Origin of the sequence: Pontibacterium sinense, from assembly GCF_015209595.1 — a bacterium.
Taxonomy (GTDB): Bacteria; Pseudomonadota; Gammaproteobacteria; order Pseudomonadales; family Balneatricaceae; genus Pontibacterium; species Pontibacterium sinense.
In genome coordinates this window covers 1-15,761 of record NZ_JADEYS010000003.1, presented here as the reverse complement: position 1 = coordinate 15,761, position 15,761 = coordinate 1, and the positions used below count along the sequence as shown (strand labels likewise).

15 protein-coding genes and 1 tRNA gene are annotated in these 15,761 nt (G+C 49.0%); 5 read left to right on the top strand and 11 right to left on the bottom strand.

From position 1 onward, the window contains the following. Positions 1-9: 9 nt before the first annotated feature. The 6 genes from IOQ59_RS03710 to IOQ59_RS03685 form a co-directional block, all read right to left on the bottom strand. Positions 10-2,100 (bottom strand): flagellar hook-basal body complex protein, encoded by a 2,091-nt coding sequence (locus tag IOQ59_RS03710; RefSeq protein WP_193951919.1) that lies wholly within the window; start codon positions 2,098-2,100, stop codon positions 10-12. 9 nt (positions 2,101-2,109) lie between these two features. Continuing rightward, complete coding sequence (locus tag IOQ59_RS03705) at positions 2,110-2,796, bottom strand: flagellar hook capping FlgD N-terminal domain-containing protein (protein WP_193951918.1); 687 nt, start codon at positions 2,794-2,796, stop codon at positions 2,110-2,112. Positions 2,797-2,824: 28 nt separating this feature from the next. Next, positions 2,825-3,256 (bottom strand): flagellar basal body rod protein FlgC, encoded by a 432-nt coding sequence (gene flgC / locus IOQ59_RS03700; protein ID WP_193951917.1) that lies wholly within the window; start codon positions 3,254-3,256, stop codon positions 2,825-2,827. 2 nt (positions 3,257-3,258) lie between these two features. Beyond that, complete coding sequence (gene flgB, locus IOQ59_RS03695) at positions 3,259-3,657, bottom strand: flagellar basal body rod protein FlgB (RefSeq protein WP_193951916.1); 399 nt, start codon at positions 3,655-3,657, stop codon at positions 3,259-3,261. Between the two features lie 161 nt (positions 3,658-3,818). Beyond that, entirely contained in the window at positions 3,819-4,688 is an 870-nt protein-coding gene (locus IOQ59_RS03690) for a CheR family methyltransferase (RefSeq protein ID WP_371871823.1), read from the bottom strand. A gap of 4 nt (positions 4,689-4,692) precedes the next feature. After that, positions 4,693-5,634: a chemotaxis protein CheV gene (locus tag IOQ59_RS03685; protein ID WP_193951915.1), complete on the bottom strand. Its 942-nt coding sequence runs from the start codon at positions 5,632-5,634 to the stop codon at positions 4,693-4,695. Between the two features lie 64 nt (positions 5,635-5,698). Here IOQ59_RS03685 and flgA point away from each other — a divergent pair, with 64 nt between their 5' ends. The 4 genes from flgA (at position 5,699) to IOQ59_RS03665 (ending at position 7,463) form a co-directional block, all read left to right on the top strand. Beyond that, positions 5,699-6,391, top strand: a complete 693-nt coding sequence (gene flgA, locus IOQ59_RS03680) for a flagellar basal body P-ring formation chaperone FlgA (RefSeq protein WP_193951914.1) — start codon at positions 5,699-5,701, stop codon at positions 6,389-6,391. Positions 6,392-6,502: 111 nt separating this feature from the next. Then, positions 6,503-6,820 (top strand): flagellar biosynthesis anti-sigma factor FlgM, encoded by a 318-nt coding sequence (gene flgM, locus IOQ59_RS03675; RefSeq protein WP_193951913.1) that lies wholly within the window; start codon positions 6,503-6,505, stop codon positions 6,818-6,820. Between the two features lie 10 nt (positions 6,821-6,830). Further along, on the top strand, positions 6,831-7,316 hold the full coding sequence (locus IOQ59_RS03670; RefSeq protein WP_193951912.1) for a flagella synthesis protein FlgN: 486 nt from the start codon (positions 6,831-6,833) through the stop codon (positions 7,314-7,316). Positions 7,317-7,386: 70 nt separating this feature from the next. Next, positions 7,387-7,463 (top strand) — tRNA-Arg (locus IOQ59_RS03665). Positions 7,464-7,491: 28 nt separating this feature from the next. Here IOQ59_RS03665 and IOQ59_RS03660 read toward each other — a convergent pair. After that, positions 7,492-9,096 carry a tetratricopeptide repeat protein gene (locus IOQ59_RS03660; protein ID WP_371871822.1) on the bottom strand — a complete coding sequence of 535 codons (1,605 nt, stop codon included), beginning with the start codon at positions 9,094-9,096 and terminating at the stop codon, positions 7,492-7,494. Positions 9,097-9,387: 291 nt separating this feature from the next. On the opposite strand from IOQ59_RS03660, the gene IOQ59_RS03655 reads away from it, so the two are divergent. Further along, the gene (locus tag IOQ59_RS03655; protein ID WP_193951911.1) at positions 9,388-10,311 is read left to right on the top strand and encodes a histone deacetylase family protein; all 924 of its coding nucleotides are present in this window, start codon (positions 9,388-9,390) and stop codon (positions 10,309-10,311) included. A 103-nt stretch (positions 10,312-10,414) separates the two neighbouring features. Here the strand turns inward: IOQ59_RS03655 and IOQ59_RS03650 are convergent, their stop codons facing one another. The 4 genes from IOQ59_RS03650 to thiI form a co-directional block, all read right to left on the bottom strand. Beyond that, on the bottom strand, positions 10,415-11,716 hold the full coding sequence (locus tag IOQ59_RS03650; protein ID WP_193951910.1) for a sodium ion-translocating decarboxylase subunit beta: 1,302 nt from the start codon (positions 11,714-11,716) through the stop codon (positions 10,415-10,417). Between the two features lie 11 nt (positions 11,717-11,727). Further along, the gene (gene oadA, locus IOQ59_RS03645) at positions 11,728-13,515 is read right to left on the bottom strand and encodes a sodium-extruding oxaloacetate decarboxylase subunit alpha (RefSeq protein ID WP_193951909.1); all 1,788 of its coding nucleotides are present in this window, start codon (positions 13,513-13,515) and stop codon (positions 11,728-11,730) included. A 54-nt stretch (positions 13,516-13,569) separates the two neighbouring features. Continuing rightward, complete coding sequence (locus IOQ59_RS03640; protein ID WP_193951908.1) at positions 13,570-13,812, bottom strand: OadG family protein; 243 nt, start codon at positions 13,810-13,812, stop codon at positions 13,570-13,572. A gap of 263 nt (positions 13,813-14,075) precedes the next feature. Continuing rightward, positions 14,076-15,536 carry a tRNA uracil 4-sulfurtransferase ThiI gene (thiI, locus tag IOQ59_RS03635; RefSeq protein ID WP_193951907.1) on the bottom strand — a complete coding sequence of 487 codons (1,461 nt, stop codon included), beginning with the start codon at positions 15,534-15,536 and terminating at the stop codon, positions 14,076-14,078. Positions 15,537-15,761 lie beyond the last annotated feature (225 nt).

Sequence of the window (15,761 nt, the reverse complement as noted above, 5' to 3'; positions counted from 1 at the left end):
ACTCTGTCGTCAGATCTGTAAAATATTCTGCGTCACTGTATTCAGTGTTTCCAGGGTCTTAGAGTTCGCCTGAAAGTTACGTTGCGCTTCAATCAAGCTAACCAACTCTTCGGAAAGATCCACATTGGATTGTTCAAGCGCTGCAGATCTCAACGTACCGTTCAGCCCCGTGCCGGGCGGGTTGAGAATCGCCTGCCCAGACGTCAGAGAGGCCAACCACTCAGTATCACCGCTAGGCTGCAATCCAGACTGGTTTTCAAATGTCGCAATCGCCACCAAACCAAGATTCTGACGCTGACCGTTACTAAAGCTTGCAACCATCTGCCCCGTTTCTTCAAACGATACGCCGATCAAATCACCTTTGGTGTAACCATCCTGTGTCTGCTTCTTCACGATAGATGCAGAAGAAAACTGACTGGCACCCGTAATATCCAGCTGCAAACCTTTTAGATTATCGGTATCGGTAGGCAGCAAGGTGTCATCTGGATTCGCAGGGTCAGCGCCCAAGATGGTGAGTTTAGGCACCGCACCGCCGGATGCAATGGTTTCACCGTTAATCGATTTCAGCGTCCCGTTGGTCGTATCAAACTTGATAATAACCGGACCCACCTCGGTCTTCTTAGCATCAAAACCCGACTCACCCGGGTCAACGCGCTTACCGACGTTCAACTGTTGAGAGTCATTCAGATAGCTGTACATCCGATAGACACTCATAAAGCTGTTGTCACCTTTTTGCGAAGCGGGCTCTGGCGAGGTGGATGCGCCGGTCAGCAGAGAATTTGTATCTGTCGGTATGAGGTCGTCGACCTCCCCAGCTTCCGCTGTCCAAGTGACGTACACCGTATTAGAAGCCGTATTGTATTGAACCGCTTCAATTTTTGGATTCAGTTCGATGATTTTCTGCTGCGCATTGGCGATAGCTTCACCCACATCATCAGGGCCCATTTTCGTATCGAGCGGAATACTAACGCCACCAAAAGTCAGTGTTGTTTCATTAGCTAGCTTACCCGCTGCCGTAAACTTAACTGGAGTCGCGATACCACTGTCATCATGAATAACAAAGGACTGTATTTTGTTCGCTTTACGAGTTGCAGGCTCTCCGTCTGCAAGATTGGTCGCTTTTAGCTCACCCGTGCCTTCCTGAGCAATGATCAGATCCCCTGTAGCACTGGCTTCAGAGTTAAACTCCATAAACAGAACAGGAGCTGTCGCTGGCGCAGCCGCACCAACTGAAAACCTGATGGTATCTGCGTCAATACGAGGATCTTTTACTTCTAATGCATCAATAGACGCAGCGTCGGGTTTATAAACTTTAGGTGTTAGAGCTGGCAATACTTCTTCCCATTTGATGCCCACACCGGATATGTCTATCTGTCGCGCATTCTTCGCGTTTGGATCACCGGAGTCATCGACCGGAACCTCTCCAACAGCAGCTTGCGTCGGCTGAAACGTGTAAACTTCGCGAACAGGCCGCTGTTCGGCAAAGTTAAACTTAATATTCTGCGCATTACCCAAACTATCAAACGTTTCTATCGTGGAGGTATAGCTGAAAGAGTTAGCGTTGTTCTTGTCGTACACGGCCGCAAGCTTAGAAGAGTCCAGTGTAGAATCTATATTGAAAGACAATCCGATATTTTCAGTTGCATGCGGTAGGCTTTCTTTTTGATCAACCGCCAAATCACGCAAGGGCAGCTGATTACCTTTCGCGTCAAGACCGTATCCCTGCAAGTTCTTACCATTCTTTGAAACGATAAAACCCTCTTTATCCAACTCAAAGGAACCTGCACGCGTATAAGTAACGCCACCCTTACCATCATCTAGCTGAAAGAAACCACTGCCATTAATCGCCAAATCAAGGTTGGAATTGGTGAATTCCACTGTGCCACTACTAAAATCCTGCGCGATACCGCTGACCGTTACACCGGCTCCGGGCGTATTACTGGATCCGGCACCAACAACAGCGGTCGCGTACAGATCGCCAAATTGTGTGCGAGACGCTTTGAAACCAACGGTGCTTGCATTTGCTATGTTGTTGCCGGTGACGTCCAGATCTGTTTGAGCTGATTTCAGACCGGTAATTGCTGTATTAAACCCTGCCATTGTTATCTCCTAAGCTTTACCAAGCTGTCGCACATCACTCATGCTAACGGATCCAGCATCAGTATTAATTGTCATGCCAATACCGCTCTGCCCCAGCGTGACACTGTTAACCGGATAACCAATAAAGCTCTCCGCAACCTTAAACGTATCACCATCTTCGACTTCGGCAACCACACGATATTCACCGGCAGCAGTCCCTTCTTTTTGCCAGACAAAATCATGATCCCCCGCAGCCTGAGCACCTAAGGAAAAGCGATCAACCAACGTTCCGGATTTGTCATATACCGAAATACGCACATCAGATGCACTCGAGGGCAAAGACACGACGCCCTTAACACCCTCTTCACCTGAAACCACGCCCTTATCCGTCTTAATGTATGCGGTTTGCCCGACCATGGACGACGCCTGCAACGCCGCCTGACTGGTCATCAGGGAGCTACTCATTTTCTCCACTGATACATTCAAATTCGCAATGTTTTCCACAGTACTCATACTGGAAATCTGTTGCATAAAATCAGATGTATCAGCCGGACTGGTGGGGCTTTGGTTCTTAAGCTGAGCAATCATCAGCTGCATAAACATATCGCTGGTTTGCTGCGATTCAGATTTCCCAGCCGCCGATGAGTTCTGCGTATTCTTCGTATTGATTTGTTCAAATACGTTGGTGTTTTGGTTTACGCCATTAATATCAGCCATGGCTTATACCCTCAGGTTTCAAATTCTATTACTGACCCAGAGACAAGGTACGCTGTACCATCTGCTTGGCAGTGTTCATTATTTCAGCATTTATCTGGAAAGAGCGTGACGCCGAGATCATGTCCGCCATCTCTTCCACGACATTGACGTTGGGGTAATACACATACCCCTCTTCGTCAGCCATCGGGTGATTCGGGTTGTACTCCTGACGCAATGGCGCATCGCTTTCAACAATACCCAGCACCTCTACGCCTTGCGCCTGAGTTACATCACTCTGTGCAAACGGAGCGTCCAGATCTGCAGCCTTCAACGAAAATACTGGCTTACGCGCCCGGTAGGTTTCGTCTACGCTGGAGCTGATACTCTCAGCATTCGCCAAGTTACTTGCGGTGGTGTTCAGACGCACAGTCTGAGCATTCATTGCCGACCCTGCGATACCAAATACATTACTCAGCGACATGCTTATTCACCCTTAATGGCGGCCATCAAGCCTTTGAATTTTTTGTCTACAAACGTAAAAGAAGACTGGAAAGCCAAGGCATTTTCAGTGTAGCTCGCCATCTCTTCTTGTACTTCTACAGTATTTCCATCCACCGATGCTTGAGACGGGATCCGATACATCAGATCCGCCGCCATATCAGGATTCAGGAACCCAGAGGCGTGACCGCCATCCGTTTTTGCAACCTGCAGCTTAGGGTCACTCGAAATACCTGACAGAACACTTTTAAAATCAATGTCCCGTGCCTGATAGTTCGGTGTATCCGCATTGGCAATATTATTTGCGATCACTTCAGCACGCTGACTACGCAACAACATCGCGTCATCATGAATACCTAGTGCTTTATCGAAAGAAATTGCCATAACCTTGCCTCTGGAATGAATCTAAGACAGAAAAAGCAAAAACAATGCCAATTAGAGAAAAGACCCTATTTACGGGATATTAAGAATTTTTAATACGGTAAAACGAGAGGAATGCGGCAACAACCTACCGCCCTCTTGCCGCCAAGCGGCAAGAGGCTCTATCAGATTGCCTGATAGATAATGCCGGGACGGCAATGGATCATTTTATAACAGTCGTTCAGACCTGACAGGGATTCCGAGGCTCCTAATAACAGGTAACCGCCGGGTTTCAGGGTCTTATGAATTTTTCTGAGGATCTCGATTTTTCGTTCTGTCGAAAAGTAGATCAGAACGTTGCGGCAAAACACAACATCGAACTGTCCCAAACTAGTGTATGAACCCAGCAGGTTTAAACTGTTAAACCGAACCCTGGATTTGATATCAGGATTAACAGACCAGCAGCCGTCACCACGGTCCGAGAAGAAGCGATGCAAACGCTCCTTGGATAATCCTCGACCAATAGCCAGCATTTCATACTCCCCACCTTTTGCCCGGGAAAGCACGTTACTGGAAATATCGGTCGCGACAATCTCAGCCCCACCGCGCAACAACCCTGGATGAAGCTGTTTAAACTCATCCAAGATCATGCTCACCGAATAAGGCTCTTGTCCTGTGGAACAGGCTGCAGACCAGATACGCAAACGTCCCGCCGAATTTTCAGCGACCCGCTCAGGCAAAATTTTGTCTCTCAGTATCTCGAACGGATGCGCATCACGAAACCATAACGTTTCGTTGGTGGTCATCGCATCAATAACCCCCTCTTTTAGCGCCATTCCGGCGGGCGAGGAGAGTCGATCAACAAGCTGAGTCAAGGTCTCACAACCTTGATCCTGCATAATTTTGCCTAATCTGCTCTGCACCAGATATTGCTTATGTCCAGCCAGCAATATCCCACAGCTGTCTTCCAGAAAACGACTGAAGCGCTCAAATTCCTGATTACTAATCTGGAAATTCCGGCGACTCAGCGGCGCAAGAAGATTATCCTTTTCCACAGGCTCAGCTACCACCTTCAACTTGTCTGATACGTCTCACAACCACCTCTGCAAGCTCGTTCGGATCAAACTTGGCAAGGAACCCGTTCGCTCCCACTTTTTTAACCATGGAAACGTTGAATCCACCAGACAATGAGGTATGCAATACAACATGCAAATCCCGAGTACGCTCATCTTCCCGAATCATTGATGTCAGCGTATATCCGTCCATCTCTGGCATTTCGATATCAGAAATAACCATCAAAAAGACTTCATTCGGATCCATCCCTTTGCTCAGCAAACCTTCCAGCAAACCCCAGGCAATTCGCCCATTGTTGGCCGAGGTTACTTTCAGGCCCAGCCCTTCCAGACTGCGGCGCATTTGATTTCGAGCCACCGAGGAATCATCAACGATCAGCACCTGATGCTCTTCGGCTTGTTTACGCACACCAGCATCTGCGACTTCATGACTCACTTCGGTTGACGTTGGATACAGATCCGCGAGGATCTGCTCCACGTCGATAATCTCGATGAGCTTACCTTCATATTCCAAAATCGCCGTCAGATAGTTTTCCACGCCAATTTCAGCTGGAGGCGCATTAATCTGATCCCACTGTGTGTTCAAGATACGATCAACACGGCGCACCAAAAATGCCAGTATCCGACGGTTGTACTCAACGACAATCAGAAAACATCTAACGCGCTCTTCCTTCGGTACAGGATCACGGCCAACGGCCTCAGACAGATCCAATACAGGAATAGTTTCACCACGAATGTGGGCCATCCCTTTGATGGCTGAAGTCTGCCTTGGGACTTCAGTCAAGTCGGGGCACTGCAACACTTCTCGCACCTTGAAAACATTGATACCAAAGCGCTGGTCTGTCTCCAAACCGAACAACAGCAACTCCATCCGGTTCTGACCAACCATCTGGGTTCTCAGGTTTACACTATCGAGGATACCTGACATGATCTCTCTATCCCGTGGAAATTAATAAGACCTTCTAAACAGCTTGCCCTCTCCGGACGACGCCTTGATTAAACGTAATTTAACACGACTTTTGCTGCTGACCACTCTTTTCCTATCAGTTTCAGTAGTACAAGCCGCGAATAATCAAGCCTTGGAAAAAGACGCTAACTCATTCCTTCAAAACCATTTTCAGCAGATTCACCCAGAAGCCAATATTCAAATTAAGCTCAATCCGCTCAGCTCCCGAGTAAAACTAGTAAGCTGCAAACAACCTGTCCAGTTTAAACCGAACAATTCTGGCGGCAGCCGGGTAAGCCTGCGCGCAAACTGCTCTCAACCGCGCTGGCAAATATATATGACGGCCAAAGTTCAGATAACTAAACCTGTTTTGGTCACTAACGCTGCAATTAGCAAAGGACAGACCCTTCAGGCACAGGATGTCACAAGCATAGAAACCGACATCACACGTTTACGCGGAGAGTTCTTCACAGAGTTTGGAGCGATCGCGGGAAAAGCCGCCAAACGAAATCTAAGCGCTGGAAAAGTTATTAAGAACAATATGCTCTCTGAAGCGACTATTGTTCTCCGACAAGACTCGGTAATAATTGAAGTTACTCGTGGCGGCCTTACAATTCGCACCTCTGGCACGGCATTACGTAGCGGAAAAAAAGGAGAACAAATCCCCGTTCGCAATGACAAATCGGGCCGGGTTATTAAAGCATTTGTTATATCTCCCGGTTTAGTCCGTACACCGTAATGGCCCGTGTTGAATCAGCCTGCTATAATGGCAAAAAATCTTATTTTTTTTCTCAAGTTCTTAATCTGAATGCCGATAGCTAAGGCATAACACGTACTGAGGATTGGACGAATGGTAATTGACTACTCGAGCTTGACGTCATCACAGACGGCCAGCTCTCGTGGCAAAGTAGCGCAACCCGCAGGATCTGCCGTTAGCGGTAAAGACAGCGGTGCAAGCAGCACTACACCGTCCAACGCAGGTGATACCGTCAAGCTGAGCAGTACTGCCAAAGCGCTTCTGCGCTCAGAGCAGACACTTAATAGTTCCCCTGACGTGGACAGTGAACGTGTTGAAAAACTAAAAGCAGAGATTGAAGGCGGTACCTACCAGGTCAACAGCCAGAGAGTTGCTGAAGGTATCATGCGCTACGAAAGCCTAATGAGCTGATTCATATCCCATGAATACAGAACAACTGAAACACTTTAATGCCCAGCTTATGCAGGGCATTTCTGTTTTAGAACAGCTGGAAAACCTTCTCAATGCAGAACGCACCGCGTTAAGCAGTCGCCAGCTGGAAGAGATTCAGGACAGTACCGAACAGAAGCAAGCCCTATTGACCCGATACCTTGAGCTCAATAAGGATCGTGTCACATTGCTTCAGAACCTCGGTTACAGCCCTGACAGTGAAGGCGTAAACAACCTGATCGCCACAGCACCACCTACAGCCCAAACAGTGCTTAACGACTCCTGGAGCAAGCTTCAGAACAAGCTGAGTTCACTACAGGAAAGCAACAAAATCAACGGATTGATCAGTTCTCGCAACCTCAAGAACATAGAGCAGCTGCTATCCATCATGAGTGGCCGTAGCGCAAAAGACCGGCTCTACAATCAAAAAGGCTCTGCCGGACACTATCGTGCTCAGAGCAGAATCGGTAAAGCCTGATATTCCCCAACTAGCAGATGACTCTTGGACGCTTTAGCGTTAGAATCGCCGCCGTCATCAAGCAATCTGTGTCCCAGTAGCTCAGCTGGATAGAGCGGTCCCCTCCTAAGGGACAGGCCAGGGGTTCGAATCCTCTCTGGGACGCCATTCCAAGATCGACACCTCCGCTCAACTGCTACCTAAGCAACGCTCCCAAAGGCCCCGGCGGCAAACCATCAATATCCTTCTTTCGTAGAGCCTGCAGCACCTTTTTCTTTTTAAGTGCTTCCGCAGACAGCCTCAACTTTCCTGCCAAGTGCATATTGCGATCAAACATAATTAGGCGAGCATCACGCTTAGCCTTGTCATCACGCGCGAGCTCAAGATACATCTGCGCTAAGTTGCACAGTGCGTCTCCGTTGGCGTAATCATATTCCAACGCTAAACCAAAGTGCCTCAATGCTTGAGATAATCGGCCATTTGAATAGTGCTTTACACCCTGACGGTTAACCTTCAGGCTCATACTTGAATCCCGTTTAACCGCCCCCTCTTTCTCGGTTTTACTCTCAACTTTCTTCTCAGGCCTAGCAACAGGCTGCCCAGACAAGAGGGCTTGCTCTCTACCTAGATCCAGCGGCTCCTCCAAGGCATCATTTTCTCGCTTTGCCTCCACGGCAAACTTCTCCGCCTCAGTTTCTCTCTCTAAAGAACGCGCCATTTCACACTTCAGCAACGCAGCCTTAACTTTAAGCGACTTATCGTCCTTAAACTGAGATGCCGCCTGCAGCAACAACCCTTCAAATCGCCGCTCTGCATCCAGCAACTGGTGCTCATTAACCGAGCCAACACCAAGGCGAAGCACATTCGCCATTTTTAAATAGGGCTCTGGCGATTTATAGCAACTCTTTTGACCCAAAGTAATAGAACGCCTATAAGCCCCTTCAGCGACTTCAAGATGGCGCGTTTGAGTTGCCAAACGCCCCAATTCCATCTGCCGAGGAATCCCCATCGGAGATTTAGACGTCGCCAGCTTTACAATTTCACGCGCTTCATCCAACTCTCCCTGATGCTCATGGGCCAGTGCAAGCATGTCATAGGCCCCCATATATAAGGGGTTTGCGGCAATGATATCTTGCAATAAATTAACCGAATCATCAGGCTGCCCCAAAAACACCAGAGACTCCGCCCAAAATAACCCCGCTTCCTTATCACGAGTACGCCAATACAACTCTTCGGATAACTTACCGAGTTGCTCGTAGCGCTTCAGCTTACTTAGCACCATACAAGCAACAAGCTGAGCCCCATCGTAATCAGGATCATCTGTTGTAAATCGCGTCAGACAGAGACGTATCGCTGCTTCATAGTCTTCAGACTCTATTGCACGATCAATGTCATGAAATCGCGCACGGCGAGTCATCAGTGCGTCAAGACGCCCCTTTAATTTATCAACGGTAAAAGGTTTGGTAATGAGAATATCAGGCTGGCTATCTATAGCGTGCAGTATCGCTTCCTGCGAAGCATCGCTGGTCATAAACACCCAGCTGGCACTGGGCTTCATGTAGCCACGAAAACGCGCCTCTTCAAGCAATTGAATACCCGCAAAGGAGTCACTGACGTTGTGGCCAAGAAGAACGATGTCATAGTCATGATTAGCAATATCAGCTAAAACACGATCACTGACAGTTGTCGCACGAACATTAACGATACCCAGAGAGCGCAACATATAAAAAATGGATGCACGCATATTCCCGCTGCTTTCAACGAGTAAAACACGCTTATCCGAATAATCAACTGTTGCCACTTTCCGTACCTATGCTCACCGCAAGGCTTCCAGACTTACTAAGTGACTGGAAGTATAGGGAAAAGTGTATCAGCTTATAAAAAAAAAGCACCGTACGTAGGGTGAAACGCACGGTGCCAAGACAGTTCTATGCTGTGAAAACTATGCTAACGATTAAGTGCTCGGAATCTAATGACATAGGTCAAAAAAAACACAGCAAAGCCATTCACTGAGTAAAATAAGACGTTTGGATAAGGACAGGGCCAACAGGATTTCTTTAAACTGAAAGAAAAGGCTGAAAACAAAATAGACATGACAACAGCATTTATCTCCCACGAGGACTGTGGGCTGCACAATATGGGCCCTGAACATCCAGAAGCGCCAGTACGCCTGCTTGCTATCCGCAAAGTACTGGAAAAAACAGGTCTGATGGCCGAACTGGATCAACAACAATCTGTGCATGTAACCGCTCAGCAGATCCAACTTGCCCACGCAGAGCTGCACCAAAAGCGGCTTGAAATGAAAGTTCCGAAGGAAGGAATCTTTTATGCCGATGAAGATACCGCACTCTGCCCAGACTCCCTGCATGCTGCAAGCCTTGCGGCTGGCTCCGGGATACTTGCAGTCAATCGCGTATTAGAAGGTAAGGCTCAAAATGCCTTCTGTGCGGTAAGACCCCCGGGCCACCACGCTGAACACAACATCCCTATGGGGTTTTGTTTCTACAACAATATTGCCATTGCTGCTATTCACGCACTTCAGCAACCAGGGATCAATCGCGTTGCCATATTTGATTTCGATGTACATCACGGCAATGGCACTGTGGATATCTTTAAAGACCGCCCTGAAGTGCTGGTTTGCTCCAGCTTCCAGCACCCGTTCTATCCAGAACGCTACAGCGAAATCAAGCGGGATAATATCGTCAACTGCCCGATGGATGCTCATTCTGGAAGCGCAGTCTTCCGACAACTCATAGAAAGCCGGTGGCTCCCTGCGATTCAGGCACACAAACCCGACATGATATTCATCTCTGCAGGCTTCGATGCCCATCATGAAGATCCAATGGCAGATATCAAACTGGATGAAGAAGACTACCGCTGGGTTACCAGCATGCTCGCAGACAGTGCTCGCACATACTCTGAAAACCGTATCGTCTCTATGCTGGAAGGCGGCTACAATCCTGTCTCACTCGCATTCAGTGTGCAGGCGCATATGGAAGTACTCGCCGGACATTAGCCCCTGCGATTAGAAACAGGCGCCTCTGTTAACATCATTTGGCGCCCATTCAGACATAAAAAAAGCTGCCCGAAGGCAGCTTTTTTGTTTTCAGATGCAATGATCAGCTTACGAACTTGATCATCACACCGGCTGCAATCGCAGAACCGATTACACCGGCTACGTTCGGGCCCATCGCATGCATCAACAGGAAGTTCTGAGAGTTATACTCCAGACCAATCTTGTTGGATACACGTGCTGCCATTGGCACTGCGGATACACCTGCAGAGCCAATCAGAGGATTGATGGCATTGCCACCCATCATCTTGTTCATCAGCTTCGCCATCAGGACACCTGCCGCTGTACCGATACAGAATGCAACGATACCCAGCGCCATGATACCCAGAGTCTGAAGATCCAGGAACTTGTCAGCAGACAGTTTGGAACCAACAGACAGACCCAGGAAGATGGTTACGATGTTGATCAGTGCATTCTGAGCAGTATCGCTCAGACGATCTACCACACCACACTCACGCATCAGGTTACCGAAACAGAACATACCCAGCAGTGGCGCAGCATCCGGCAGCAACAGAGCAACCAGAATCAGCAACACGATCGGGAACAGGATCTTTTCCAGTTTAGATACGTGACGCAGCTGGCTCATCTGAATCTTACGCTCAGCTTCAGTCGTCAGCGCACGCATGATTGGTGGCTGAATCAGTGGAACCAGAGCCATGTAAGAGTATGCAGCTACAGCAATTGCACCCAACAGGTGAGGAGCCAGCAAGCTGGTTACGTAGATAGCCGTTGGACCATCAGCACCACCGATGATACCGATAGCTGCCGCTTCCTGGATGTTGAAGTCCATGATGCCCATAGCGGACATGCCGACTGCACCCAGTACGGTTGCAAAGATACCAAACTGAGCCGCTGCACCCAGGAACAGGGTACGCGGGTTCGCCAGCAGCGGACCGAAGTCGGTCATCGCACCTACGCCCATGAAAATCAGCAGAGGCGCAACGGTGGAACCAATCGCAACAGAGTAGAAGTTATACAACATACCGTTGGCATAACCACCATCAAGCGCAGCGTTGATCGCACCCTGATGCTCAGCAGCTGTGGAGCTGTGATAAGCGTGCAGAATGTCGTGAGGATCCGTGCTGGCAATATTCAGCGCAGCAGCCATTGCATTCATGACTTCCGGTACTGCGAAGTGCACGGCATTCTCTACTGCAGAGTACGCCAAGCCCGCTTCCGGGATGTTCGCCAAAATGCCACCGAAACCAATCGGCACCAAAAGCAGCGGTTCGAAATTCTTTTTGATGGCCAGAAACAGAAGTAACAGACCAACAGCAATCATTACGACCTGACCGCCAGTGATGTTATAAGCACCAGAGGCAAGAAACAGTTCGATTAGTTTTTCCATTGAGGAATACCTTACGCCAGAGTCAGCAGGCTATCGCCAACCTGTACGGCATCGCCTTCTTTAACGTCAACAGAAGCTACGGTACCTGCACGAGCGGCACGTACTTCAGTTTCCATCTTCATCGCTTCCAGAATGACCAGAACGTCACCTTCCTGAACTGCCTGACCAGCAGCGACTTCGACTTTCCAGATGTTACCTGCCAGCGGTGCAGGTACTTCTTCAGCATTGCCCGCTGGTGCAGCAGCAGGAGCCGCGGCAGCAGGCGCAGCAGCCGGTGCAACAGCAGTGATATCACCACCTTCTGCTACCTGTACTACATAGTTCTGACCGTTAACAGTGATAGTGTAAACTTCTGGGCCGGATTTCTTAGGTGCAGCCATTGCTTGTGCGTCCTCTAGTGTCGGTGCAGGTTCAAATGCGTCAGGATTACCGCGGTTTTCAAGGAATTTCAGACCAACCTGCGGGAACAAAGCGTAAGTCAGAACGTCATCAATTTCGTTCTCACCAGCAGTCAGGCTAATACCCTTCTCGGACGCCAGACCTTTCAGTTCACCTACCAGTTTGTCCAGTTCTGATTCCAGCAGATCTGCAGGACGACAAGTGATCGCTTCACCGCCATCCAGTACACGTGCCTGCAGCTCAGCATTGTAAGGTGCAGGAGCAGAACCGTATTCGCCTTTCAGAATACCCTGAACTTCTTTAGAGATTGTTTTGTAGCGCTCGCCCATCAGGACGTTGATTACCGCTTGGGTACCCACGATCTGAGACGTTGGCGTTACAAGTGGAATCATACCCAGATCTTCACGTACGCGTGGAATCTCAGCCAGTACATCATCGAACTTATCGGATGCATTCTGTTCACGCAGCTGGTTTTCCATGTTGGTCAACATGCCGCCCGGTACCTGAGCAACCAGGATACGGGAGTCTGTACCACGCAGAGAACCTTCGAAACCAGCGTATTTCTTACGCACCTCACGGAAGTAAGCAGCGATCTCTTCCAACTGAAGCAGATCCAGACCGGTATCGCGATCGGTACCAGCCAGCGCTGCCACAACAGATTCGGTAGCCGTGTGACCGTATGTCATAGACATAGAAGAAATAGCAGTATCTACACGGTCAATGCCCGCTTCAACAGCTTTCAGAATGGTCATATCGGACAAACCGGACGTTGCGTGCGCGTGCAACTGCACTTCCAGATCAGTCTGCGCTTTCAGGCGGGATACCAGGTCAAAGCCATCGTAAGGCGTCAGAATACCTGACATATCCTTGATTACGATGGAGTCAGCACCCATGTCTTCCAGGGTTTTAGCGTACGCGACCCAAGTGTCATTGGTGTGAACAGAGCTCTTGGTATAAGAGATAGTGCCCTGAGCGTGTTTACCGGTGCCTTTCACAGCTTTAATAGCTGTTTCCAGGTTACGCGGATCGTTCATTGCGTCGAAGATGCGGAATACGTCCACGCCGTTTGTTGCAGCACGTTCTACGAACTTGTTTACAACGTCATCAGCGTAATGACGGTAACCCAGCAGGTTTTGACCGCGCAGCAACATTTGCTGTTTGGTGTTTGGCATCGCCTGTTTCAGCAGACGAATGCGCTCCCACGGGTCTTCACCGATAAAACGGATGCAAGAGTCAAAAGTGGCACCGCCCCAACTTTCTAGGGACCAGTAGCCTACCTTATCCAGCTTTTCCGCAATCGGAAGCATGTCTTCAACTCGCATACGAGTAGCAAACAGAGACTGGTGTGCGTCACGTAGTACTACATCAGTAATGCCGAGAGGTTTCTTTGCGTCGGACATGGGTAATGGCCTTCTGTCGATTAATGCAGGTTATTCTTTATTAAGCCGTTCTTATTAGTTTGAACGGTATTTGTGTACCGCAGCGGTCATCACTGCGATCAGCTCATCATTGTTACCAGCAGCGGCAGCCGGAGCTGCTTTTGCCTTAACTGGCTTTGGCTGAGGTTGCTCGGGAGCAATCTTAGCGACCAGCTTTGACATAGCCGTAGTTGCAAATACGAGCAGCGTCAAAAAGACGACAACGAAGCCCATACCGAAGATCATCAAATTGATGCCTTCTGAGACGATATTTTCCATCTATGGATGCTCCTTTCTATAACGAAACCCAACACTGCTTACAGCAAAATCCGCCGAAGGATCACCCGGCAGACGCCGTAGACAGCGCATAAACTGGTTGCAAATGGATCACAATTAAACCTGAAATGCAGATTTCAGGCAACCAAACGGCCGCCATTTTAGACAAAAATGCGCAACTTTTCAGCGTATTGTCGACAGTTTCTGTAAAAATGTTGATCTTTGTTCCGGCCGTCTAAGAGGCAATTCAGCGCCAGACCGCGCGATTACTGAACAGCAGGGCGGAACACCTTGATGTTCTGATACCCACTATCTTGCAGCTGCTGGGCATGCATCTGGCTCATCACGCCCTTTTCACAGTACAGCAAGTATTCTTTTTCAGGCTCAAGACCATCAACTTTTCCACCCAAGCTATAAAACGGGATGGCCAAGATTTCACAACCCGGCATATTCAGAGGTTTCTTCTCTTGCTCGTGAGGTGCGCGAATATCAATAATCACCTGATTCTCAGATACCTTACTCAGCGCTTCCACTTTTGCATGGCTATTAATATCCTCAACAATCTCGTCGATAGAGATCACTTGTGCAGATTGAAGCGCCTTTTCCAAAACCTCTTCGTCGAAATTAGACTCTTCCTCTTCCAGGCGATCTATTTTGGCATGCGTCGTCGGGCGGTCAGAGATCACGCCGCAATATTCAGGCATGCACTTGGCCAAATCGTAAGTACCAATCTGTTTGGACACATCAATAATGTCCTGCTTATCCATAACCACCAGCGGGCGCACCACCAGTTTCTGGGTGGATGCATCGATCAACGCCAGGTTGGGCAGGGTCTGACTGGATACTTGCGCAATACTCTCACCGGTCACCAGGGCATCAATCTTCATACGATTAGCAACCTGCTCACCCGCACGCATCATCATACGCTTTAGTACGACACCCATATGGGAGTGATGCACACTCTGCAAAATCTCACCAACGACCTCTTCAAACGGCACAGTGATGAATTTTACGCGTCCGGAGGAACCGTATTTCTGCCATAAGTACAACGCAATCTGCTTAACACCGATCTCATGTGCCGCACCACCCAGATTAAAAAACAGGAAATGGGTCTTACAGCCACGACGCATCGTCATATAACTTGCAACAACCGAGTCAAAACCACCGGAGATCAGAGACAGCACCTCCTGCTGGCTGCCCAGCGGGTAACCACCGAGCCCCTTAAAGGTGTCACGAATGATATAGAGCTTGTCGTCCTTAATCTCCAGATCCACCCACACCTCAGGGTTATGAACATCCACACCCGCCGCCTCAGTGTGCTCACGCAGGCCGCCACCGACATAACGCTCTAGCTCCGGAGACTTAAAGTCATGCTGGCCCGCGCGCTTCACACGCACCTTGAAGGTCTTACCCTTAATACGGTCAGCATAAGCCTCACGGGTGAGCTGAAATACGCTGTCGAAGTCGCCCAGAGGGTATTCCTGCACTTCAATAAAGTACTGCACACCCGGCGTACGCTGAAGCACGTCAACAATCAGCTCACGCATCTCAGCGTCGTCGCCTGACAGGAAAACTTCGACTTTGTCCCAGTGCCCCTGAACTTTAATATCAGCACATGAGCGCTTAAGAATGTTATGGAGATTGGATTGCAGACGCTGAATCATCCGTTTACGAACGGGACGACTCTTGATGGTAATCTCGGGAAAGAGTTTCGCAATGAACTTCATCGATGTAATGCCCAACGAGGTAAAAAACAGAAGCGGAATTATAAAGCGTTAGAACGAGGTAATACAGAAGCGGGGATATAAAGCGTCAGAACAAGATACTAAAGAATCGGGATATTAATATGTTGGTGCGAAGTGTTTCATAAGAGGAGTGGCGCGCCCGAGAGGATTCGAACCTCTGACCGCCTGGTTCGTAGCCAGGTACTCTATCCAGCTGAGCTACGGGCG